This window comes from Calothrix sp. CBUCES-K 9914 (assembly GCF_059640475.1).
On the sequence record NZ_JBXXZH010000056.1, the window covers coordinates 1 to 24977 of the forward strand.

22 protein-coding genes are annotated in these 24977 nt (G+C 37.1%); 17 read left to right on the forward strand and 5 right to left on the reverse strand.

The genetic code is table 11. The features are described 5' to 3' along the window. The 3 genes from AC2JBO_RS14995 to glmS form a co-directional block, all read left to right on the forward strand. A partial coding sequence (locus AC2JBO_RS14995; protein ID WP_496954450.1) for a glycoside hydrolase family 2 TIM barrel-domain containing protein occupies positions 1 to 900 on the forward strand: 900 nt, incomplete at its 5' end. 353 nt (positions 901 to 1253) lie between these two features. Next, complete coding sequence (locus AC2JBO_RS15000) at positions 1254 to 1694, forward strand: aspartyl protease (protein ID WP_496954451.1); 441 nt, start codon at positions 1254 to 1256, stop codon at positions 1692 to 1694. A 280-nt stretch (positions 1695 to 1974) separates the two neighbouring features. Then, positions 1975 to 3858 (forward strand): glutamine--fructose-6-phosphate transaminase (isomerizing), encoded by a 1884-nt coding sequence (gene glmS, locus AC2JBO_RS15005; RefSeq protein WP_496954452.1) that lies wholly within the window; start codon positions 1975 to 1977, stop codon positions 3856 to 3858. Positions 3859 to 4296: 438 nt separating this feature from the next. On the opposite strand, the gene AC2JBO_RS15010 is transcribed toward glmS, so the two are convergent. Both AC2JBO_RS15010 and AC2JBO_RS15015 read right to left on the reverse strand, forming a co-directional pair. After that, entirely contained in the window at positions 4297 to 5514 is a 1218-nt protein-coding gene (locus AC2JBO_RS15010) for a DUF6575 domain-containing protein (RefSeq protein WP_496954453.1), read from the reverse strand. Between the two features lie 11 nt (positions 5515 to 5525). Then, positions 5526 to 5936, reverse strand: coding sequence for a hypothetical protein (locus AC2JBO_RS15015; RefSeq protein WP_496954454.1), 411 nt, complete (start codon positions 5934 to 5936; stop codon positions 5526 to 5528). Between the two features lie 371 nt (positions 5937 to 6307). Between AC2JBO_RS15015 and AC2JBO_RS15020 the strand changes: the two genes are divergently transcribed. Together AC2JBO_RS15020 and AC2JBO_RS15025 are read left to right on the forward strand one after the other, a co-directional pair. Further along, complete coding sequence (locus AC2JBO_RS15020; protein WP_496954455.1) at positions 6308 to 6547, forward strand: AbrB/MazE/SpoVT family DNA-binding domain-containing protein; 240 nt, start codon at positions 6308 to 6310, stop codon at positions 6545 to 6547. Next, positions 6541 to 6891 (forward strand): type II toxin-antitoxin system PemK/MazF family toxin, encoded by a 351-nt coding sequence (locus tag AC2JBO_RS15025; RefSeq protein ID WP_496954456.1) that lies wholly within the window; start codon positions 6541 to 6543, stop codon positions 6889 to 6891. The genes AC2JBO_RS15020 and AC2JBO_RS15025 overlap by 7 nt, the downstream gene beginning before the upstream one ends. 352 nt (positions 6892 to 7243) lie before the next feature. On the opposite strand, the gene AC2JBO_RS15030 is transcribed toward AC2JBO_RS15025, so the two are convergent. After that, complete coding sequence (locus AC2JBO_RS15030) at positions 7244 to 7384, reverse strand: hypothetical protein (protein WP_496954457.1); 141 nt, start codon at positions 7382 to 7384, stop codon at positions 7244 to 7246. A 321-nt stretch (positions 7385 to 7705) separates the two neighbouring features. Between AC2JBO_RS15030 and AC2JBO_RS15035 the strand changes: the two genes are divergently transcribed. Then, complete coding sequence (locus tag AC2JBO_RS15035) at positions 7706 to 8836, forward strand: FAD-dependent oxidoreductase (RefSeq protein ID WP_496954458.1); 1131 nt, start codon at positions 7706 to 7708, stop codon at positions 8834 to 8836. Positions 8837 to 8901: 65 nt separating this feature from the next. Here AC2JBO_RS15035 and AC2JBO_RS15040 read toward each other — a convergent pair whose 3' ends face one another. Beyond that, positions 8902 to 10293 carry a collagen-like protein gene (locus AC2JBO_RS15040; protein WP_496954459.1) on the reverse strand — a complete coding sequence of 464 codons (1392 nt, stop codon included), beginning with the start codon at positions 10291 to 10293 and terminating at the stop codon, positions 8902 to 8904. Positions 10294 to 10434: 141 nt separating this feature from the next. Beyond that, positions 10435 to 12591: a GumC family protein gene (locus tag AC2JBO_RS15045; protein ID WP_496954460.1), complete on the reverse strand. Its 2157-nt coding sequence runs from the start codon at positions 12589 to 12591 to the stop codon at positions 10435 to 10437. A 289-nt stretch (positions 12592 to 12880) separates the two neighbouring features. On the opposite strand from AC2JBO_RS15045, the gene AC2JBO_RS15050 reads away from it, so the two are divergent. The 11 genes from AC2JBO_RS15050 to AC2JBO_RS15100 all read left to right on the forward strand — a co-directional run bounded on the left by AC2JBO_RS15050 (position 12881) and on the right by AC2JBO_RS15100 (position 24975). Then, a complete protein-coding gene (locus AC2JBO_RS15050; RefSeq protein ID WP_496954461.1) occupies positions 12881 to 14269 on the forward strand; it encodes a sugar transferase in 1389 nt (462 codons plus the stop codon). An 87-nt stretch (positions 14270 to 14356) separates the two neighbouring features. Beyond that, the gene (galE, locus tag AC2JBO_RS15055) at positions 14357 to 15448 is read left to right on the forward strand and encodes a UDP-glucose 4-epimerase GalE (RefSeq protein ID WP_496954462.1); all 1092 of its coding nucleotides are present in this window, start codon (positions 14357 to 14359) and stop codon (positions 15446 to 15448) included. A gap of 311 nt (positions 15449 to 15759) precedes the next feature. Then, complete coding sequence (locus AC2JBO_RS15060; RefSeq protein ID WP_496954463.1) at positions 15760 to 16920, forward strand: glycosyltransferase family 4 protein; 1161 nt, start codon at positions 15760 to 15762, stop codon at positions 16918 to 16920. A gap of 13 nt (positions 16921 to 16933) precedes the next feature. Next, a complete protein-coding gene (locus AC2JBO_RS15065; protein WP_496954464.1) occupies positions 16934 to 18220 on the forward strand; it encodes a glycosyltransferase family 4 protein in 1287 nt (428 codons plus the stop codon). Positions 18221 to 18293: 73 nt separating this feature from the next. Beyond that, positions 18294 to 19160 (forward strand): class I SAM-dependent methyltransferase, encoded by an 867-nt coding sequence (locus AC2JBO_RS15070; RefSeq protein ID WP_496954465.1) that lies wholly within the window; start codon positions 18294 to 18296, stop codon positions 19158 to 19160. A gap of 71 nt (positions 19161 to 19231) precedes the next feature. Continuing rightward, a complete protein-coding gene (locus AC2JBO_RS15075; RefSeq protein WP_496954466.1) occupies positions 19232 to 20137 on the forward strand; it encodes an FkbM family methyltransferase in 906 nt (301 codons plus the stop codon). Between the two features lie 5 nt (positions 20138 to 20142). Next, positions 20143 to 21177 carry a CgeB family protein gene (locus tag AC2JBO_RS15080; protein ID WP_496954467.1) on the forward strand — a complete coding sequence of 345 codons (1035 nt, stop codon included), beginning with the start codon at positions 20143 to 20145 and terminating at the stop codon, positions 21175 to 21177. Position 21178: 1 nt separating this feature from the next. Then, positions 21179 to 21916 (forward strand): class I SAM-dependent methyltransferase, encoded by a 738-nt coding sequence (locus AC2JBO_RS15085; RefSeq protein WP_496954468.1) that lies wholly within the window; start codon positions 21179 to 21181, stop codon positions 21914 to 21916. A gap of 31 nt (positions 21917 to 21947) precedes the next feature. Beyond that, positions 21948 to 22886 (forward strand): class I SAM-dependent methyltransferase, encoded by a 939-nt coding sequence (locus AC2JBO_RS15090; RefSeq protein ID WP_496954469.1) that lies wholly within the window; start codon positions 21948 to 21950, stop codon positions 22884 to 22886. Positions 22887 to 22926: 40 nt separating this feature from the next. Beyond that, positions 22927 to 24162: a lipopolysaccharide biosynthesis protein gene (locus tag AC2JBO_RS15095; protein ID WP_496954470.1), complete on the forward strand. Its 1236-nt coding sequence runs from the start codon at positions 22927 to 22929 to the stop codon at positions 24160 to 24162. A 15-nt stretch (positions 24163 to 24177) separates the two neighbouring features. After that, a complete protein-coding gene (locus tag AC2JBO_RS15100; protein ID WP_496954471.1) occupies positions 24178 to 24975 on the forward strand; it encodes a class I SAM-dependent methyltransferase in 798 nt (265 codons plus the stop codon). The last annotated feature ends 2 nt before the right edge of the window (positions 24976 to 24977 follow it).

The window sequence follows — 24977 nt, forward strand, 5'->3', positions numbered from 1 at the left end:
CCTTATTACTTAAGAATGGTTCTTGACCAAGGGTACTGGCCAGATACGTTTATGACTCCACCGAGTGATGAGGCATTGCAGCGTGATGTAGAACTTATTAAAGCAATGGGTTTTAACGGAGTACGTAAACACCAAAAAATTGAAGACCCACGTTTTTTATATTGGGCAGATGTTTTAGGGTTGTTGGTTTGGGAAGAAATGCCTAGTGCTTATCGCTTCACCCGTAAAGCAGTGGAACGGATGACGCGCGAGTGGACTGAAGCAATAAAGCGAGATATGAGCCATCCGTGTATTGTAGCTTGGGTACCTTTTAATGAATCTTGGGGAGTGCCAAATCTCGTAGAAACGGCAGCTCATCGTAACTACGTTTTAGCAATGTACCACTTAACGAAAACGCTTGACCCAAGTCGTCCAGTAATTGGTAACGATGGTTGGGAAAGTATAGATACAGATATTCTCGCAATTCATGACTACGACACTAAACCGTTGCACCTAGCTCGTCGTTATGGGGGAGAAGTTAAATTGTCAGATGTGCTTAATCAAAAGCGTCCCGGTGGACGTATCCTTACCCTTGATAACTTTCCTCATCAAGGACAACCAATTATGCTGACTGAATTTGGTGGTATTGCTTATGCTCCTGATGATAGCTTAGATAAAGATAAAGTTTGGGGATATGAGCGCTGCTTCAATATTAGCGAGCTACAAATGAAATACGCTGGTTTGCTCGAAGCGGTTAATAATATAGAGATATTCAGTGGATTTTGTTATACACAATTCACCGATACCTTCCAAGAAGCTAACGGTTTGTTGTATGCTGACCGAACGCCAAAATTCCCCATAGAAGAAATTCGCGCTGCGACGCTTTCAGGGGAAGGATTTTGCACTCCCAACAATTGTTAAAGTGTTATCTTGTGGCACAGGCATCTTGCCTGTGCAGTGATATAAGGGCAGATTAACCATATAATACAATTAAACGCACACCCACCCCTTTAACCCCCGCTCCGTTAACACAATGTCGTAATTTTGCGTGCGTTTGGGGGCGGTTTGGGGGCAGTTTGGGGGCAGGTTTACAGGGTTGTATATATATAATCCGAATTTTTGCGTTAACCTGTCCCTACGGGTATAATAACCACATCACGCACGCCCTTTTTTGGTCGTTGCATTTAAACGTGCGTGTCTCGTTAAATTAAAAAGAAACGAACAATATTTATAATTATTAAATAAATTATTGAGCAAAAGAGTAAGAAAATAATATGGCACCTACTAATGAAAAAATGGGTAAAGTTACTACCACCATCACGGTTACTAACCACATAGATCAGATTTTAGCTCTTCGAGGGTTTATACCAGAAGAACAAGTACGCTCAATTACATTACATGATGTTTTAGTTGATACAGGAGCAACAAGGCTTTGCTTACCTAGAAATATTGTTCTTGATTTAGGATTACCTCTTCAGGGAGAAGTAGATATAAAAATAGCTACGGGAATAGAAACCGCACGTATATATAAAGAGTTACATATAGTAGTTGAAGGACGAGAAGGATTGTTTAATTGCATTGAACTACCAGAAGATTCAGACCCATTATTAGGATTAATACCATTAGAAGATTTAGGGTTAGAACCTGATTTAACAAATCAAAAACTGCACGTTTTACCAGAGTCTGGGAAAAACACTTATTTGATGGTTTTGTAACCAGGGTGCAGGTTTACGGGATTTTAATATAGTCTGAGATTGTGGGTTAACCTGCCCTTACTGCAATTTAAGGTGAAATATGACTTTTTAGAATACAAAGTAAGGAGTAATAAATATTTTAAATTTGGGACGGTTAATTTGTAGGCTGTGTAACAAATGAGGTACTGGCGCCACATAAAATAATTTAGGGTATAAATAGGCATCCTTGCCTATAAGATTCCACCAGTTATGATAGCTAAGGATACGTGTTTAATTTGTCCTCATAGCATGGTGTAAATCAATGTGCGGAATCGTTGGTTATATTGGCACTCAAGCAGCGACGGAAATATTGCTCTCAGGTTTGGAAAAGCTCGAATATCGTGGTTATGATTCTGCGGGAATTGCTACGATCTTGGAGGGTGATATAAATTGTGTACGCGCGAAGGGTAAGTTACACAACTTGCGCTCGAAGCTTGAACAAATAGAAAATCCTGCTCAAGTGGGTATAGGTCATACACGCTGGGCAACGCATGGAAAACCAGAAGAGTACAATGCTCACCCCCACATGGACACTCCCAACCGTGTGGCTGTAGTACAAAATGGTATTGTTGAAAATTATCGCGAGTTACGCGAAGAACTCAAGAGTTTTGGTGTTGAGTTTCGTTCGGAAACCGATACAGAGGTTATTCCACATTTAATTTCTAGATTCCTGCAAGAGGAAATTGCTACAGGGGAAGCATATTCACCCTTCTTTGAGGCAGTTCGTAAAGCAGTTGGTCAACTTCATGGCGCCTTTGCTGTAGCAGTTGTTAGTGCTGATTTTCCTGATGAGTTAATTGTAGTACGTCAACAGGCGCCTTTAGTAATTGGGTTTGGGCAGGGTGAATTTTTCTGTGCATCTGACACACCTGCGATTGTTTCATATACCCGTGCGGTATTACCACTTGATAATGGTGAAATAGCCAGGTTAACACCGTTGGGTGTGGAAGTTTATGATTTTACGGGTAAGCGACTTAAGAAACAACCTCGCTTACTCAACTTGAGTCCAACAATGGTTGAAAAACAAGGATTCAAGCACTTTATGCTCAAAGAAATATATGAGCAACCAGGTGTTGTGCGTGCTTGTTTAGACGCTTATTTTACAGAGTCTCCAAATAATGAATCTCCTATAAATTTAGGAATTCCCAGCGAATTTTATGCTGATTTAGAACAAATTCAAATCGTAGCTTGTGGTACTAGTTGGCACGCTGCACTTGTAGGTAAATACTTACTAGAACAGCTAGCGCAAATTCCAACTCAAGTCAGCTATGCTTCTGAATATCGCTATGCACCTGCACCCTTAACTGCTAATACTTTAACTATAGGTGTTACCCAGTCAGGTGAAACAGCCGATACACTAGCAGCACTGGGAATGGAAAGAGAACGGCGCCAAGGTCGTGAGCCAAAATATCAAGCAAGGCTTTTAGGTATAACCAACCGTCCAGAAAGCACCCTTGGACATTCAGTTCCCCATATTATTAGTACATTAGCAGGAATTGAAATTGGTGTAGCTGCAACAAAAACATTTATTGCCCAATTAATGGCATTTTATGCGCTGGCAATTGATTTAGCATATCGGCGCCAAGCCTTACCTGTTCAAAAAATAGAAGATATAATTAACGGGTTGCGTCAAATTCCTAAAGAAATCGAAGCAACATTAGAAAAACAAGAACAACTGAGCGAAACTTTAGCACATAATTTTGCTGATACCCAAGATGTTATATTCCTGGGACGCGGAATAAATTTCCCAATTGCTTTAGAAGGCGCCTTAAAGCTCAAAGAAATCAGCTATATTCATGCAGAAGGTTATCCTGCTGGAGAAATGAAACATGGACCAATAGCATTATTAGATGCAAAAGTACCAGTAGTTTCAATTGCCGTACCTGGTGAAGTTTACGAAAAAGTAATTTCTAACTCCCAAGAAGCCAAAGCGCGCGACTCCCGTTTAATAGGAGTAACACCAATAAGCGACGGAGAAGCAGGAGAAATTTTCAACGACTTACTACCCATAGCCAACGTCGATGAAATATTATCACCTATCCTCACCGTAGTTCCACTGCAACTACTCGCTTATCATATAGCCGCGCGTAGAGGTTTAGACGTAGACCAACCACGCAACCTAGCAAAATCTGTAACCGTAGAATAATCTTGTAGCACAGCCTTCCCAGGCTGTGCAGTTAATGTAATTTTATTTACCACAGAGACATAGATAGCACAGAGAAAACAGCTAATATTTGTAAGTTGAGTGAAGGCGCCTTCATACTGGTCTGTGTCATTAAATTTGGAGAGTAGAAAAAACGAACCGCAAAGAACGCAAAGAACGCAAAGGAAGAATTAAGAAGAGAGAACACACCAAAACTATTGACACAGACCAATACCTAAGAACGCCTACTCGTTTACGAGCATCTTGTCTAGCTTGATGCTTGAAATAACTATTTGGATCGAAACGTAACCCTGGCAAAATAAAAGCAAAATTGCGGGAGCATCTAATGAACCTACAGTAAGCTGCTTATCGCACAATCTGTTAGCGTGACTATTTAATACGGTTTTCCGAACTACTTATCTTGAGGCGCCCTTAATGAGATTACTCAATGAATGTTTCAGCTTCAATTGCAGATTCTGACTTTAAACTTAATAATTCATATTTGTGTTCTTTTTTGTTAGTAAAAGAAAATAGTATTGCAGAATCTCGGATAGTTGCCAAATATTCTTGTGCTTTACTAATAGTCTCTACATCTTTAATCGCAGAATCTGCTATTAAGCATTTGTATTTTTTTGTCGAGCCTACTTCTTGTAAAGTTGCTGTTCTGCCAGGATAATTAATTTGAATCAATTTGACTTTTATAGAAATTTCTTTTTCTGCTGTTGTCTGAATATTTTTGATAATATCAAGAACCTTATATACAGTTTCTAGTTCTATTTCTCCAGTTTGCAGTTCTTTGTTAGGAGAAGCCCAGCCTATATGCAACTTACTTATTCCAATTCTAGTTAAAGCTTTTAAAAAATCAGTATATTTAAAAGCAGTTTTCTTTTTTAGCATATTCAATTTAGTCGGCAATTCATCTGCATTTGCTCCAAGATTTATTAACTGTATAAATTCTTTTAGGCATTGTCCTAAAAAAGACTCTCCTAAACCTAAACTATCTTCTTCATATACAGTACCTTCTAGACGCATACCAAATGAACCCTTAAATACACGAGACATAGCAACTTGGGTCTTCTGCTTTACTTCTTGTTCAATAATGTGGCTTTCTGATTTCCCTAGCTTTATTTGTCCTATAGCATCAATTGTCTCTTGTAATGAAAATAAGATTAATCCTAAATCGCCTACAGGAACTTCTAAGATATCTTTTTTTGGAAACTGTAAAACAAAGTCTATAATTTCTCTTCTTTTTTGTGTAGAAATTTTGGTAATATTATTACCATCGTCATTATTTGTGGATTGAATTATTTCCCCAGACTCTGGCATATATTCATCTGGTATTTCTTTACAATCAACAATATTGTAAACAGCGTCTTGGCTATCTTCATAAGGAATTTCTATTTGATAGACAAAAGCATCTTCTGTATCAGCAAATATATCTTTAAGCTCAACTTCACCCCGAACTATGTGCTGAAATCTAGATGAAGATACGGGAGCATATAACCATATTTCCGCAGAGTCTGAACTATCTACGCAAACTGCAATAAAAATAAATCCAGATTTATTTTTACAGGAAAACAATACAGGTTTATCATAAAAGTCATAAACTTCTATGATTTCAAGCTGTCCTAATACTGTTTTTTCCGGCAAAAAACTCATAATTTATATTGTTATTTTTGAGTAGAATTTTGTTGATTGCCATCAATCGGTTCAAAAACTTTCCAAGGCTCTTTATTCTCTGGTATCCACCAAGTATGATGAGATTTACCAACATTTGATGGAGTATTTTTTATTGTTCCCAGTTCGTCATTCAGAGTACCCTTGGCTATTTTCTTATTCCTAAAATACGCGACTCTACGAGATAGCTTTTTAGCATCATCCAATGACAAATAAATTGATACCCCACAAGCTTGACATTCCGATGTACCTTTAGGACATTCTCTTTCTGGATTTTCTTGCCGCCAAGATAGGAAATCTTCTGGTTCCGGTTTTTCATTTTTTATGTACCTGTAAAACTCTCCCGACGCAATATCGCATTCTGATGGAGGGCAGTCATTTGGGAAGTGTTTCGGATATGCCATCCTGTACTCTTTGATACAAAAATAAATTAATTTTATACATGTTATAACTTATTTTTTAGACTGGTATCACTAATTTACTATAAATCATAAACAAAATCTCAAAACTTTATGAACCTTTGCTTTTTGCCAAAAGCGTAGCTCGTAACATAACTTGAAGCGAAATCGCCAACCCAATTTTCAAAAATAAACTCATTCTGTTGATTGGGTTCTGTTCGGCACCTCTGTATCGACAACCGATATTTAATTTATTCTGTTTACCGTACTCTTTAATACGGTTTACCGAACTACATATCTTGAGGTGCCGGAATAGCATTCAAATCCGAGCATTACCAACAAATAGGATATACTTTGTATATCTAGAGGTACGATGAATGAAAACTCAAATTGGACGCTGGGGTAACTCTCTTGCCATCAGAATTCCCAAATACATTGCTGACGAATTAGCTTTGGCTGTAAATGGTGAAGTAGATTGCCGTCTTGAAAATGGTGTAATAATTATCCAACCAGTAAAGCAAAATCGTAAATATTCACTCCAGCAATTAATAAGCCAAGAACTCGATACTGAACCAGAGATTGATTGGGGGGAAGCAATCGGAGAAGAAGAATGGTAGATTACGTGCCTGCGCGTGGTGATTTTATCTGGCTAAACTTCGATCCCCAATTGGGACGCGAGGGTCGGGGTACTCGTCCAGCATTCGTTATTAGTTATACAGAATTTAATCAATATCGTGGTTTTGCCTTTGTGTGTCCAATCAGCAATACCAAACGCCGAAACCCTTTCTATGTAAATATTCCTGCCAATCTACCTGTAACGGGTGTAATCATGACTGACCAACTGCGCTCGTTAGACTATCGTGCAAGACAAGCAGCATTAATTTCAACATGTCCAGAAGATTTATTAATGGAAGTACTTGAGCGTATCTACCCAATTATGTTTGCTCATCAATTAGAGTAGTCAGTCAATTTCTTTACTTGGTTTCTGCCCTAAGTTATTAATGCCATTAACTACTACCCTTTCTGATGAACCCAAATTGCCCAGATCAGTTATGTTGTACAGGGGAACACCATAGGATGGTTGACAGATAACAACTCCTATTGCACTTGATGTTGCCAGTATCAAGTTGATTCGACAGATGTTTATTAGTTTCAAGGTTTTTACGCACGTTGATAGTATTTGCTAGATGATAATGATTACATAATTTATGTATATTTACGTATATCTTACGGTAGATTCAATTTTGTATTGGGCGCCTTGAAGAAACTATCACAACAGCTTAAAATCCGCCTTAAGAAAGTTTTTTAAAATACTATGTACTGTAAACAATACCTTCGCTAAATTCACTGCGTCCTTCCCAAACAACAGTTACTAGAGATAAAGTGTCTAATGATGATAACGATGACAAAGATGATAAAAATGATAGGGATTCTAATGATTGAATTATAATCATTTGCATTTAACAGTTAAGATTGATTTTGAATAAATAGTATTATAGATTACAAATTTTGATAATTTTGCTTTCTGAACAATTAGATAGGGGGGCGGGCAAGGATGCCCGCTCCACAAGAGGCAGCACAAGAGGCTGTACAAGAGATTTAATAATCAGCAATATTCTATCTTTGGGTAGATTAAACTTGACAAATAGGCGCCATAAAAAATCTTATTTGTAACCAATAAATCATCCGTTACATCCGTTTATAATCCGTTGCTAACTTTTCTTACTACGCGCATATGCTAAGTTTGCCCATATAGTCTTGAATGTTTATTATATATGAGTAATTCTTCTAAAAAGCATCCCCAAGCTTTAGTAATTGGTGCTGGGGTTAATGGTTTAACTTCTGCTTTGTGTTTGCAAAAAGAAGGTTTTAAAGTGACTGTGGTTGCTGAAAATTTGGCGCCGGATATAACTTCTGTTATTGCGGGTGCGTTATGGGAGTATCCACCAGCAGTTTGTGGACATCATCGTAATGAGGAGTCTCTTACCCGTTCAAAAGAATGGTGTATGACTTCATATGAGATATTTGATAAACTTGCATCAAAACCAGAAACTGGAGTTAGAATGCGTCCTGTTGTGTTTTTCTTCAAGCAACCTATTGAAGATAACGAGCAAGAATATAATAAGATGCTTGAGTTTAAAAATAAAGTACAAGGTTTTGAGCGTAATTCAAATTTAATTCAAGACAATAATATTAATACTCGTTATCAACTAAAAGATGCATATACTTTTATCGCTCCGATGGTTGATACTGATATGTATATAGACTGGTTGGTTAAACAAACTCTTGATTCAGGAATTAATATTATTCAACAAAAATTATCTGGAAGTTTATTAGAGCAAGAAGAGCATTTAAAAGCTGTATTCGGCGCCGATATTATTGTTAATTGTAGTGGTTTAGGTTCAATTGAACTAGCAAATGATGATTCTATGTATCCTTTACGTGGTGCATTAGTGCAAGTTGAGAACGATGGTAAAACAATGGCGCCTGTCTTAAAATCTTATTGCATGTCTTTTGATAGCTCTACATCCGACCAAGATATGATTTATATAATTCCTAGAGGAGATGATAGGCTTTTACTAGGTGGATTAGTTGAACCAGATGAATGGAGTATTGATATTGGACTTAATAATTATAAACCTGTACGCGACATGTTAGAACGGTGCATAGACTTTTTACCAATTCTTGAAAATGCAAAAGTTGATAAGGCAGAACCTGTAAAGGCAGGATTGCGTCCTAGTCGTAAACAAAATGTAAGATTGGAATATGAGCCAAACTCCTCAATAATCCATAACTATGGACATGGTGGTTCTGGTGTAACATTATCTTGGGGATGTGCAATTGAAGTAGCTTCCTTAGCAAAAACTAGAAATTATGGGCATAGATTTTACTCGCAGATAAAATAGGTAGAGACGTTACATGTAACGTCTCTACATCATATTATATTATGGGTAATTAACCTGACATGATATTACATGGTTTTACGGATATTACCTTGCCAGTTAATGGTTTGCTTTGCAGAACGTTGTCCTAAAGTTCTGGTTATTTCTAGTTCAATGTTGACTTTGGCGCCAGCGTGTGATGCTTGTGATATATTTGGTAGTTTACCCAAAGCTAGAGTAAATCGATTGAATTCGCGCGTTACAAGTTCTGGAGAAATATCACCTGTATACACTTTTTGATTATCAGGGAAACCACGTTCGCTACTGTCTTGCACATAATACTTAATCCGAAATTGAGTATTAATTATATCTGACCTTCCCCCTAAATCTACTATTTTTAAATTCAGGTTTTGTTCGGTGCCAGCAAATTCTGCCACAGCTAAACGTGCGACATCTTTTTTCGGAATGGCGTAGTTTAATGTATATTTAGTAACGTTACCTTCTGTTTTACTATTACCGTCAACCCATAAATCTTCAGGAAAAGAAATATCTACTTGGTTCTTATCATTAAGGATAATGGTTGCAGATTCAGTATAACGACTGACAGGTTGTTTGTCTTGCCAAGAGAGCGCAAAAGTTGCTTCGAGTCGTTTGTCGAATTCTTGGTATTCATCCTCAATAACTGAACCTGGAGCAAGTAGAGCAGTGGCGCCTGTACGAGTATCCCATTTGTTTTTGGACAAGTTGAATTGCTTACTCGCTAGTTCAGAAATTGGTACAGCTATTTTAAAGTTATCCGGCGCCAACGTTTCTTTGCTCTTAACAATCTTTAATCTTCCTAAATAACCTTTTTTACCATTGCTACCATTACTGCCATAGCTACCATCACGACCATCGGTACATCTGTATTTTTTCTTAGAACATTTATAATCTGGACTGCCTGGAGTTCCTTTACAAGTTTCTATTTCCCAATCTTTTTTACGACAGTTACATCCTTGTGTCCCAGAGGCGCCTCGTCCACCCCGTCCACCTTCTCCTCCTGATGCACGCACAAATATTTGTTTTAAGTCTTCTAAATTATTGAAGTAAACAGTTAGTAACCCGCCCGAACCACCGTCTCCACCTTTACCACCGTTTCCACCATTTCCACCGTTTGCTGCCTGTATATCGTGGTCTTTATTAGATTGGTGTACACAATAAGCATTGCTACCATGTTCGCCGTCTTCTCCATCTTCTCCATCTTTACCGGATAAATCAAGATTTATCGGAGAACGATTTGCAAAAATATTTTGGTTTTGACCTGATGTACCATCTCTTCCAGGGCGCCCATCACTACCATTGCTGCCATTTGTGCCGTAGTTTCTACTTGCTATGTTGTAAGGGTTTGTTGTACATACAACCGATGCTGATGTCGGCAAAGAACCATTAAATAAGCTAAGTGTAAATAATAATGCTAGTTTACCCCAAACCAATTTATGCATAAATATATTACTAAATATTACAAATAAGTAAGCAGCTTTTTTAAGCTACAACTCCAAACAGTAATATTCCTGATTTATGCACATTATTCATTCCATCTACTGTGGGATGGGCATCCTTGCCCGTCCCATAATTAAATCATGTTATTTAGCTACCGTTGGTAATCGATAATACCCCTTCTGTATCCCATACCCATAATAAGAATCTGTTTCATCCATAACATCATTAACAACCATTCCAAGAACATGCTGACTTGACTGTGTAAGTAAACTTTTCATTTCTTGGGAAATTGCTGAGTTAGCGGCGCCTGGACGAACTACTACTAAGGTGCCATCAACGAGTTTACCCAAAACTAAAGCATCGGCAGCATATATTACAGGTGGGGTATCAATGATTACAAAGTCATATTGTTGCTGTGCGGTTGCAATTAGCGCGTTCATTCGTGGAGAGGCAAGTGTGGCAAAGGGGTTTGAAGGAGTGGCGCCAGCAGTTAGGAGATAAACGTTATTTGCAATATGCTTTGCTGCTGAGGCTAAGTCGATTGTACTTTCTAATATTTCGTTTAATCCTTGCGAGTTTTCAATTTTCCAGATTTCGTGTTGACGCGAACACCGCATGTCAGCATCGATGATTAGTACTCGGCGCCCAAGTTGAGCCATTGCTAGTGCTAAGTTGGCACTCACAAAAGATTTACCTTCGTTGGGTACAGCGCTGGTGATAACAATGCTTTTGATTACTTGGTCGGGGAGAGTGTATTCGAGTGTTGCTTGAAGTTTTTCAAATGCTGCACTTGCTGGTGACCAGGGGTTATCACGAATGGGTAAAGTTGAGATGTCACGATTTCGATAATGACGACTTACAGAAAGACGCGGGATAGTACCAAGTAATGCATAGCCAAGTAGTTCTTGTGCTTCTTCGATGGTTCTAACTGACCCATCAAATGCTTCTAACATGAGCGCGGCGCCGATGGCTAGTATGATACCTAAGAATCCACCTAATGCTAAGTTCAAGTATAATTTGGGTGATACGGGGCGATTTGTAACTTGAGCCTCGGAGACTATACGCGCGTTACCAACAGTTTTGTTTTCGATAACTTGTACTTCTTGGTATCGTCTCAAAAGTTGTTCGTAAGTTTGACGCGCGACTTGTAAGTTACGTTCGAGTTGACGTTGGTTTTGTTCGAGACGTGGAAGTATCGAAGCGCGCTGTTTATATAGAGTTAAAGCATTACCTAAAGTGGCAACACGATTTGATAAACCTGTTCTTTCAATTTCTTGTTTGACAAGTTCGGCAATTAAGTTTTGTTTGAGGGGGTCAAGTTGTAAGTCGCGTTCTCTGAGAGCTTGTGATGTGCCGAGAGTTTGCACGATACGAAGTTCTAATTGTTGTCGCAGTACTTGGACTTTGTTGGCTAAGTCAATAATTATTGGATGCTCGTCGCTATAGCGGGTTCTTTCAACTGCAAATTTGTCTTGGGAGGAGCGAAATTCGTTGAGTAGTTGCTGAACTGCGGTTGATTGGCTGAGGGTATTAAGGGCAACTGCTTGACGTGAATTTAGACCAAGTTGATTTTGCAGAGCTTGGATTTGTGAGCTAATATCTACTAACTGTGCTTCTGATTTTATAATCTGGTCGGCTAAATCACTTTGATTCTTAATTGATGTTTTAGCTTCTTCTTGCAGTTCTACGACGCGATTTTTCTCTTTGAATTGCCGTAGTCCATATTCTGCTGAACGCACTTTTGCTTCGACTTCGGGTAATTGCTTGCTAATAAACTCCCGCGCGGCAACAGCTTCGGTTCGGTTTGTGCGAATATCGTTTTCGAGATAGTTTTTGATTAAAGTATTAACAACAACAGCAGCTTCCTTTGCATCAGAACTACGGTAACTAATTTGCAGTACATCAGTTCCTTTGACTCCGGCAACTTTTATCCTCTGAGAAAATTCAGCGACTGTGAGCGGTTGTCCTTTCGAGTTTTTTAGTTCTAGGGTATCAATAGTCTTTTGAACCAGAGGTTGAGAGCGAATGATTTCTGCTTGTGTTTCTAGAGGGTTAGCTGAGTTGAGACCTGGAATATCTATATTTTGTGATTCGGTAATTCCTGTCAGCGATGAATACAAATTGGCTCTATTGAATATGAGTTTTCCATCAGCTTCGTAAATAGGTGTTTGCGAAAACGTGACTGCTCCTGTGATTCCGACTACAGAACTAAGAACAACGGTAACTGCAAGCCAGCGGCGTTTCATGATTCGCCAAGCTTGTCGAAAATTGATTGAATCGTTTTCAGCATTTACTGGCATAGGAAAATTGTGATAATAATAAATTTAAATTTGAAGTCAATATATTTCAGTATTTACACAAACGGCATCAGTATATTCGCCTAAGTCAAGCTATTTAGATATTTGACACTGACAGTAGACCTCTCCCCCAACCCCTCTCCTGCAAGGAGAGGGGGTTAATATTCTCCCCCTTCCCTTAAAGGGAAGGGGGTCGGGGGGTTAGGTAATTAAAAATAAATATATGCTTTGTGTGTTATTTTTGCAAAAAATTGGGAACTCTAGGTATTAAGACAATAAAGATATCAGTACGATGTCAACAAATACCACTTTTTTCCAAAAAAACTTAACATTACCTAGGCAACTCACGATACCCCCAACTTTAGCGGTATTTCTACTTATCGCAGATTTGGCAGGCGTGTTTATCAGTGTTGGCTTTGCGCTGCAAACGCAGTTTAAAGAATTAATACAGCAGTTTAATCCCTTTGTTTCTGGAATAGTTTTATCAGTGTTAATTGGACTATATATATTTGATGTGTACCTCCTGCAAGTACAGGTAGCACTTGTTTGGACGAGATTTAGATTTATTATTAGTCTGATTACAGCAAGTGTACTTAGCGCTGCATTCATCCACTTATCAAACATTTGGCAAGCAAACTGGCAGCTAAGTCAAGGTATTTTGCTAGCTAGCTTAGGAGTATTTCCACTCTGGGCAATTATCTCTCGATTTTTAGCCGTTATTTATATACGCGCGCCGTTTGGAAAGGTTGGCATAGATGCTTTGTCCACTAGTAACCGCTGGTTAGTTGTGGGAGCAAGTCAAGGCGCCTATCAATTTAAACAAGATTTAGCGCAGCAGAATAAATATACTAATGTAATATTGACAAACTCTAGTAAATTCTTAGAATCTAATTCGCGTCCTTTATCTGGAGTTGTTGTGGCAACACAGGCGCCTCCGGAAGCAGAAGAATTACAAATGCTTTCAAAATATAGTCTCCAAGGGATACCTATTTATCAACTACCTGATGCCTACGAAAGAATCTGGTATAAGGTTCCACCAAATCTACTAAATGATAGTTGGTTTGTGTTTGATAAAGCGTTCAAGCTGAACTCAAATAAATTTCACCAGAACAGTAAGCGAGTAATTGATGTTGTTGCAGCCAGTTTGCTTTTAGTCGTGCTGTCTCCGCTGATGCTGTTAGCAGCTATTGCTGTTAAATTGAACAGTCCTGGTTCATTACTGTATTCACAGGTACGCAGTGGATATAATGGTGAAACTTTCCGCGTTCATAAATTCCGCTCGATGTATCAAGATGCAGAACAACTCGGCGCCCAATGGGCTATGGAACACGACTCACGTGTAACATCTGTAGGGCGTTGGTTACGATTAACGCGCGTAGATGAGTTGCCACAGCTATGGAACGTATTGAAGGGTGAAATGAGTTTGATTGGTCCGCGTCCCGAACGACCGGAGTTTGATGTCAAGCTTGCTACATCCATTCCTTACTACAATATGCGCTACAGCGTCAAGCCGGGAATAACAGGTTGGGCACAAGTTATGTATCCTTATGGTGCATCGGTTGATGACGCGCGCGAAAAGCTATCATATGACCTTTATTACATCAAACATTACTCACTTGCTTTGGATTTGGTAATTGCACTTAAAACCATTCGTGTTGTGTTATTAGGTAAGGGTAGATGATACGATTTTGGATTTTCCCTAAGAGGAACATGAATGGATTTTGGATTTAGGAATCACGTGTACATATAAAATAGACAGGGAGACCTAATGAGAATGAAAATTTTGGTTACAGGTGGAGCGGGTTATATAGGTTCGCATGTTGTTCGTCAACTTGGTGAAGCTGGTTATGACATAGTAGTTTACGATAACTGTTCAACAGGCAATGCAACCGCTGTGTTATTTGGTGAACTGATTACTGGCGATTTAGGTGATATTGAACGCTTGTATAAAATGTTCGCGCGCTATAAATTTAGTGCTGTCTTACATTTTGCAGCTAGTTTAATTGCTCCAGAGTCAGTTGTGAATCCACTTGACTACTACGCGAACAATACTCGCAACACGCTGAATTTACTCCGAGTCTGTGAAACATTCGGTGTTAACCAAATAATTTTCTCTAGTACTGCTGCTGTATACGGTGAACCGCAGCAAAACCCCGTCACAGAAGAAACCCCTACTATTCCTATTAACCCCTATGGACGCTCTAAGTTAATGAGCGAGTGGTTGATTCAAGACCAAAGTCGAGCTATTAATTTACGCTATGTTATACTGCGTTACTTTAATGTAGCAGGCGCCGACCCAAAAGGAAGAATTGGGCAAATGAATCCGAATGCTACACACTTAATACGTGCGGCGTGTGATGCAGCACTCGGACGCAAACCAGGTGTTAGAATATTTGGCACAGATTTTCCTACACCTGATGGTACTGGTATACGTGACTATATCCATGTTGAAGACCTTGCCTCGGCACATATTGCAGCATTGCGATATTTAGAAGAGGGTAATTCAAGTCAGGTTTTGAATTGTGGATATGGTCACGGTTACAGTGTACATCAGGTAATTGAACGTGTGAAGGCAATTTCTGGAGTTGATTTTGCTGTACTTGAAAGCGAACGGCGCCGAGGCGACCCTGCTTGTGTAACTGCTAGTGGGAAGAAAATTAGGGAGGTGCTTTCCTGGGCGCCTAAGTTTGATGATTTAGATATTATTGTGCGTAGCGCGTTACTTTGGGAAATTCGTCGCGATAGTAATATTCCAAAGCATCCGTTAATTAATACAATTGCTCGGCGTTTGCGTCAAAATATTACGCGCATTGAAGATTTACACATGAAGTCATGGCAGAAAGAATACTTGCAGCATTAGAAACCGGGTTTATGTCTTTTTATGCATAAATCCTGAAAATATCAGTAAATACCACGAGTGACTTTTTATAATTGTGATGTAAGCTATTCTTATACAAATTAACTACTTAAGTACAGCTACTACAGTGACAACAGTGTTTCTGAACTTAGTATGTGTAAACGTTTTAAGATAGCACTAACACTGCTATTCGACATGATTTTAGAGAAGTAGGATAACTCATATCTGATGAAACTCTAACGGGGGTAGTAGTTTTTTAATGTATACCAACCTGCATTTACCGTCTATAAAAGCTATGAAGAAAAAAAAATCAAATGCGTTTGGCAGTTCTTGTTACTCATCCAATTCAGTATTTTGCACCTGTTTTTTGCTACTTAAACCAGCAACCAGGTTTACAGTTGAAAGTATTTTTTGGTTGTAATCATGGAGTGATTCCAAGAGAAGACCCAAATTTTGGAGTTGTTTTCCAGTGGGATTCAAAGCCAACAGAAGGTTTTGACTATGAGTTCTTGTCTAGCAGTTCACTTGAAAGTTTACAAGGGTTTGCAGGGATTAAATTAGCTATTCAAGCGGTTAGTGCGATTAACAGCTTTCAACCTGATAGTGTGTTAATTTTTTCTTACTCACCCACTTTTATCACAGCTAGTACAGTATTTTTACGTTTAGCTGGTCATAAGCTAATGCTAAGGGCTGAGACTACAGATGAAGCAGTAATACGTTCTTCTATCAAGAAGAACGTACGACAGATTTTGCTAACTCTTTACTATCGTCAATTTACCCATTTTTTCCCTATTGGTATTAATTCAATTAGGCACTACCGTCGAATGGGAGTTGATGAAAGCCGCTTAACGTTGGTTAAATATGCTATCGACGTTGATTTCTTTCAGAAGCAGGTAGACTTTTGGTTGCCACAAAGGGAACACTTACGCGCGATGGCAGGCATTAAACCAGATGACCATGTTTTTATCTACTGTGGTAAGATGTTTGCGCCTAAAAACCCTTTACTGATTTGCGATGCACTCGCAATGCTGGCGCCGGAACAAAAGGAAAAACTTTGGTTGCTTGCTGTTGGGGATGGTGAATTAAGGCAGCAGTTTGAAACTACAGCGAAAGCACAGTTAGGAGAAAGAGCTGTTTTCTTAGGTTTCAAGAACCAGTCAGAGCTAGGACAGTATTATGCAATGGCAGATACATTAGTTCTACCTTCTCAAAGTGGTGAAACATGGGGGTTGGTAGTTAACGAGGCTCTACAGTTTGGTTTGAGAGTGGTTGTAAGTGATAAGGTGGGTTCTGGGCAGGACTTAATAACCAATAGTAAACTTGGAGAAATTTTTCCATCGGGAGATGTCTCTGAATTATTAAGAGTAATTTCTCAAGCAATAGTTCAGGATAAGCAGCCAAAGCGTAATTTATTTCAATCACCTCATCCTAAACAACTTTGCCTAGCTATTAATTTGGTTACTCAACAACTATAGATATTTAGTATTTATGAGAGTTTTAACAGTAGTTGGAGACTTAGGAGCAGGTGGAACCCAAAGAGCGGCTCAGAATTACACTTTAGGCTATAAACGAGCAGGGTGCCAAAGTGCAGTTCTAGCGATTAATGCAGGAGGAAGCAGAGAGGAGGTGCTAAAAAATTATAATATATCAGTATTTATAGGAGGCAATTTATTAGAAGAACAAAATAGAGCATTACAATTTGCAAAAGAGTGGAAACCTGATATTATTCATATCCACCGTCGAGGTTTTGCAGATCCTAAAACAGCAAATATAATTAGAAAACTTAAAAGTTATAACAATCGAGTATTAGAAACTAATGTATTTTCACGAGTAGACTACTCATCTGATAGAAATTTAATAGATATTCATTTACAATTATCACGTTGGTGTCTATGGAAATGGAAACAGTGGTCTCGCGGAATAAAACCAACTCCAATCGGTGCTGTAGTTCCTTACATGGTTGATTCCTCTGCGTTTTACCAAGTTTCTTCAGATAGTCGAAACGCTTTTCGTAATGCTTACGGTATCCCTGTAGAAGCTTTTGTATTCGGACGTATTGCTCAACGCAGTTTACCAAAATGGTCGCCAATTATTTTTGATGCTTTTACAGCAGTGGCGCAAAAGTATTCCCAAGCGTACCTATTACTAATTGGTTTACCTGATGAACTTCGACAATTATTGACATTTATTCCTGAAAATATACGTAAAAGGATTATCGAAATACCTTTCATTCAAGGTGATGAAAATTTACGCATCTGCTATAGTGCAATTGATGTCTTCCTTCATGCTTCGTTCATTGGTGAAAGCTTTGGGATGGTACTAGCAGAGGCAATGCTTTGTGGCTGTCCTGTAATTACTTTAAGTACTCCAAGCAAAGATAATAGCCAGCTAGAAGTTGTTGGACACCAACGTGGTGGGTTAGTTGTTACCGACCAAACAAGTATGGTTGAGGCTATGATAAAAATTATTCAAGATGAGCTACTTAAAAAACATTTATCTGAAGAAGGAGGGCAATGGGTGAAATCTCAATACGAGATATCGAAGGTAATGCCAGGTTTACTTAAAATTGCAGAAATAGCCTTGATGTCTAAAACACGAAATGAGTTACGAACTGCACTAGGAAATGACCCAGATATTTTTACAGAAGCTGATTGGTTTGATATTCAAAAATTGCTAGAAAATAAGATGGGCAAAATATCAATAAATAACTACATAACTATGTACATAGCCCATAACCCTTGGATTTATCGTCTCTACAGTCATCGACTAAAATAAAAAAAATAAAACATTATACTACTTAATTAATCACGAAAAAAATAGTATTTTCAATAGTAAAAGGAAAGTAATTATGTCACATCTTAATTTGGTATCGGCTACAGATACTAATGCTGAGTCTCAACTTGACCAACTCAATCAAAACTTGACATTATTTTATAATCGACCTGAAATAAGTGAATATTTTTATCAAGCACATAATTCTAACGAAACGTGGACAAAAGATAGTTATCACTGGCTAGTTCGCCAACAAATAAGCTCTGGTATGAGCATATTAGATTTAGGTTGTGGATCAGGACATGTTTTTGCAAATCTTCAAGACCTTAATATTTCCTATACTGGTCTAGATTGGAGTAAGAGGCAGATACAGGAAAATATTAACAGTTACGCTGGAAAAGCAAGTTTTGTATCTGCATCTCTTTATGATACCAATCTAGAAAGTAATTCCTATGATGTTGTTTTGTCATTTTATGTACTTGAACACTTAGTTTGGCCTCACTTATTTTTGAAAGAAATGTTTCGGTTAACAAAACCAGGAGGTATGATAATAATATTGTGCCCAAATTTCAGAGGTTTAGGAAGAATTCCTTCATTACAATATGGTAAAATAGTTGCCCCCTTAAAAGAAAAACTTAATGATGGTAATATAATTGATGCTTTTTTGCACTTTGGCTTAAGGAATATTTATTATCCATATCAAATCAAAAATAACTATCCCCAAGTTAAATTTCCCTTCTTAATTAATCTAAACCCGACTTGTTTATCAGGAAATTACTATATTGATAATGATGCTGTTTATTTTGTAGATGAGGAAGAAGTAAAATCTGAACTTTGCTCTTTCGGATGTGAGATCATAACTTACACTTGTTTGGAGCAATTTGGTAAACAAGACAAAAAATATAAAGGTACTTGTTTCATTGTTGCAACTAAGCAAAAATAAATCTACTTAAAATTATAATTAATAATTCCAAAAATGATTAATATTTGATGTTACTGATATTGAATTAGATAATGATAAACTTACAGACTAAGCTATATCACAGTATTAATGTTATTAACTATATTTGGTCGCATCCAGCTAATCGTGATTGTAAAATACCAAGGTTAGCTAACGCAATTAAATGGCAAATTAATAAGAGAGTTAAAGGTAAATACTGGGATTTAAAAATATTCAATAATATTTATTTGCGTTGTTATTCAGACAGCATATCAGCAGGTGGGGTAATTTATACTAATGGCTTATTTGATTATCATGAAATGAGTTTCATACAGCATTATCTACGTTCTAACGATCATTTTCTTGATATTGGTGCAAATATTGGTGTTTATACACTACTAGCAGCATCTATTGTTGGTAGACTTGGAAGCATAGATACATTTGAACCTAGCCCAAAAGTATTAAGCAGATTACGAGAAAATGTTGATATAAATAATCTGGACAATGTAAATATTCATGCAGTTGCAGTAGGTTCATCGTCTGGAAACGTATATTTTTCACAATATGAAGAAGACTCTCTAAATCATGTACAAACAACTCCAACAAATAATGTTACCTCTGTAGAGGTTCCATGCGTCAGTCTAGATAATGTACTATTTGGCAAACGGTATGCTATGGCAAAAATTGATATTGAAGGAGCAGAACCCTTAGCATTTCAGGGAGCGAAGAATATGCTTTCAGAACAAAATCCTCCGGTATGGTTATTAGAAATAAATGCTCCTCAACTGCGCTTTTTTGGCTTCTCGGAACAGCAACTTACGAGCTTACTTGCAGACTATGGCTATGATTTAGCTTGGTATGATGCTAATTCACGTCAGTTGTTATGGGATAGTCAACCTTGGAAAGAGCATAAACATAATGTTTTTGCCATTGCGCGTTCGGCAAGGGACGAAGTTATGTCAAGAGTTATTGATAGGTAAAAACTATGAGTGAGCTTAAAAAAATACTAATTATTGGAAATATATCAGAAAAATTTCATATTGGAAGCATAATGAGCAGGGCAACTAAAGAGCTAGGGTTAGACGTAGCTGTAATAGATTCTAATATACATAACTATGCCCCATCCATGAAGCATTTATGGGGTAAAGCATTTTTTAAATTATCAGGTAAACGCCCTTTAGAATGGTGCTTATTTAGTAAAAATATAGTTGAAATTATTGAGCAGCTACAACCTAAAGTAGTTTTAGTAATAGGTATTTTGCCTCTTACAGATAAAGTTATTGATATCTCGCATCTGTTCAATGCTAAGATAGTTAATTATTTGACAGATGACCCCTGGAATCATTGGCACTATTGTTCCAAATTTCTAGATAATTTGAAAAAATACGATTTAGTCTTAAGTACAAAAACAGCAATATTATCCGACCTAACTAAACACGGAGTTAAAAGAGCAGTATTTATGCCTTTTGCTTATGACCCTTTTCTTCATTATAAACCAGATAATATTTGTCAATCTGACAAAGAATTGTTTGAAACAGATATATGTTTTATTGGAACAGGCGATACCGAGCGTTTACCTTATTTAAAATCTATAGCTTCATTAACCGAATTAAATTTAAGGTTATATGGTGGCGCTTGGCAAAGAATATTTATTAGTAAATGGCAGAAATACCCGACTGTTTTTGATAAACAATTAAGATTAGCTATTTATTGCTCTAAATTATCTCTTGGTATTGTCAGGAAACGTAATAGAGACGAATCGACGCTTAGAACATTTGAGATTGCGGCATGTGGCGGATGCGGTATTTATGAGGATACTAACGAACATAGAGAAATTCTTAAGGGTTATCCAGAATATGGTTTTTTTTCTTCACCTCAAGACCTTGCAGAAAAATGCAAGTGGTTACTCGAACATCCAGTAGAACGAGAGGAAATGCGACAGCTAGGTATTCAGATTATAGTTCAAAAGCATAATACTTATGCAAATCGGCTTAAAACAATTTTGGAGTTAGTAAAATAAAATGAATTATCGGCAACGTGTTTATGACACATATGTATCGAAAAATAAACAATTCTTACAAGATATTCTACCAAACCCTGAGAAGCAGAATGCTCGTAATATTATTAACCTACGTCGTGCTATTAGTTCTTGGGTGGAGGAAGTATCACGAGGTAGTAAGGTTTTAGATGTTGCTTGTGGTTCTGGAAATATTTTGAGTCTGCTAGAAGAAGAAGGATTCACAAGCTTATATGGAGTAGATATAAGTTTTGAACAAGTGCAAATTGCCCGCCAAAAGTTTCCACAAGTTGTTTGTGCTGATGCAATCAAATATCTGTCGCAACATCCAGACACATTTTCTTTAATAACAGCCTTTGATATTTTAGAGCATTTTAGTAAAGAAGAAGCCGTAAAATTTTTGGATACTATTCACTCTGCTCTTGTTCCTGAAGGTCGTTTAATATTACAGTTACCGAATGGCGATTCACCATTTGCTGGGGGTACAGTACATAGTGACTTTACTCATGAAGTAACTTATACAACTGTTAGTTTAAAACATATACTTTTAACTTGTGGTTTTAGCAAACTTCAATTTCAGGAACATCATCCACAACCAACTTCTTTAAAGGGTATAATTAGATATGCCTTATGGAGAATTTTACGACAAATCATCAAATTAGTTCACTTTATTGAAACAGGAGGACCTTCAACGGGTATTTACACCAGAGTTATGCGAGCTACAGCAGTCAAAATATCTTAATTTAGTCGATAAAGATACATTGTAAAAAGCTATGAAAAATTACTACCTGAACTCTTGGTTTGAGCAAGACAAAGGACATAAAACAAGTTTATTTAAACGCTTATTTTATTGTTTTACTCGCCCTTTACTTTCGGCTTATGCCCGTAGTTATTTATCTTCGGAAAACCTAAGTAATCTTAACCCGTCACTCATACTTCCAGGACGAGGGATGCCTTTAGAAACTCGTCGTCACTGGGGCGCCGCTTTTTGCAATATAAAAGAAGCTACTGTTTTAGTTCAAGGAACTGGAACAGGTTGGGATGTTATTTCTTGGGCAAGGCTAAAACCAAAAAAGATTATTGCAACAGATTTGTTTGAATTTAAACAATCCTGGGAGCAAATAGCTAGCTACTGCCATTCATTAGGTGTTAATGTAGAATTTCGTCAGTCTTCTTTAGAAGATCATTCTTTTTTAACAGATAGTTCAATTGATTTATGTGCATCAGACGCAGTTTTTGAACATTGCTTAGATTTAAAATCAGTCCTTCAAGAATCGTTCCGTGTTTTAAAGCCAGGGGGGACGCTTTATGCTAGCTATGGTCCCCTTTGGTATTGTGCTGGTGGCGATCATTTTTCAGGTCGAGGTGGATTAGAAAATGCTTTCAATCATTTGGCTTTAGATTCTCAAAATTATGTAAAGTATATTCAAAGCTTTTTAGCGAAAGAAGAAGACTTTCAAAGTGGAGGAAGATATATAGAGCTTAATCTTTTTTCTCGTTTAAAGACTAAGGATTATTGTAGCTTATTTCAGGAAGTTAATTTTAAAATTAAAAATTTAATATTAGAATTAAGCCCTCAATCTCTAGCATTTAAGACAAGATACCCTAATTTATTTAATCAATTGAAAGTCAAATACTTAAACGAATGTAATGTCGATGACTTTTTAATTAGTGCAAATATTGTTCGTCTTGTCAAACCAGTTATTTATTAAATTCAAAAGTATATTTTTTAATTATTCCGAGTATTTTTATATGCCCCATAAATTATTTAGAATACTCGATCAAGTTACTCCTGGAGTTTCTCGAAGCTTGGGTTGGGAAGTTTTAACAACTTTATTCTCTTTCCCTGCCTCTATATTGCTTAACCGAACATTAGGTTCTGAGGAACGAGGACTACTTGCTTTAGTTATTCTCGTTCCATCTACAATTTTTACATTAGGAACTTGCCAATGGGAGAGATTATTGCAAGGCTTAATTACTTCAAAACAAATATCTGGTAAAGAGGCATGGCGCCGAACCATTTACTATACTTGTTGGCTTTCATTTATATTTATTCCTATAGGTATAGCTATCAGCTTTATTTTTAATAAGCTTTCAGATGAAGCTCGAATACTTAGTATTATTTATTATAGCAATTTCCCGTTATACATTTTAGGTGGCAGTCTTTCTGCTATTTATATTGCTGTTGGTAGTATTAACGGTCAGTATGCAATGAAAATAGGTCTACAAGGAAGCTATTTATTTTTACTATTTATCCTATTTTTGACTAACCTTGTATCTGTGAAATCTATTATAATTCTATATATAGTTATGCATTTTATTTCTCTTTTAGTTGGTTGGTTCCAAAAAGAGAAGTTGCTGAAGGGAGAACTGCTAAAAGAAAAACCACCAATTTATCCTCTTGTAAAATCATTCTTTCCTTATTTGCTAGAATCTTTTGCTGCTAGAATAGATATATGGACTTTCTCTATCTTTGGTTCTTTAGTTAGTTTAGGTAACTATATAGGTATAACAGGTTTAATGATTCCTGTTGGTTTATTATCCAATGCTATGACTAGTGCTAGTAAAGCACATTTAGATTGGACTAAACCTAATTTAGTAAATCGTTATTTAAAAAAAGCTATTATTGTTTTAATATGTCTTTTAACACTGCTAATTTTGGGAGGAACAACAATCGGACCATACCTTTTAAATTCTGTTTTAGGTAAAAGCTTTCAAGATGGTTATTGGATGATTCCTTGGATTGCTGTTATTGTAATTATTCAAGCTGCTACTGTTCAATTTCATTCCGCACTACAACTATCAGGGAGCTTAAATACATATTTGATTATTCAAGCGATAGAACCACTTGCAAAAACAATAATTATCTTGATACTAGGGTGGTGGTTATCTGAATTAGGTATTATGATTGGTTTGATCACCTCGCATGTTCTTAAAATCATTGCATGTATTTACTTTCAGAAAAAAATAAAATTAACAACGACATAAATTTAGGAGATGTTTATGGATATAAATACATATGATGCAAGCAAACTTTGGCAGAAAGAATTAGCATTAGATGGGAAATATGAGCATCATTGTTACTCAAAATATGAAATGGAAAAGCTTAAAAGACTTGGACAGGTATGGCGTAGAATTTTAAAAGTTACTAAACTTAAACAAAAAAACCGCCTATTTGAGTTAGGTTGTGGAGGAGGAATTCATCTTGCACGGTTAGCTTTAAATGGCTTTGAAGTTCATGGTATAGATGTATCAAGCGCTGTAGCTAACAGGGCGCAAAATTTTTTGAAGGAGGTTTCTGAATTTCAACCTATTGAAGCGACTGTTGAAGTAGCTAACATTTTTGAGTATCAAAGTTCTCAACTATATGACATGTGCTATCATTTCGGTGTAGTAGAACACTTTTTAGAATTATCACAGCGTCAAGAAATTTGGAAGAAACTTTACTCTTTAACAAAACCAGGTGGTTGGATTGTATCTATAGTTCCTTGTGGTCAGCATTTGATGCGAAGCATGGTACGCGAACACGGCCTAGCAGGTTATAACATTCCTGAAATTGATTATAGTTGTAGTTCCCATAGAAAAGAATTTGAGGATTTAGACCTACAGCGTATTTATGCATTACCTCATAACTATTTTTCTTTTTTTTCAGCACATCCTTTGCAATTAGTTTCTAAAGTTATTTACCCAGTGTCATTCATACTTGGTAACATTACTATACCTTTTCTTCCTCTCTCTGAAAAGGTAAAAGAAACATGGGCACAAACACTTATAGTTATAGGTACAAAGGAAACTGTATAAAT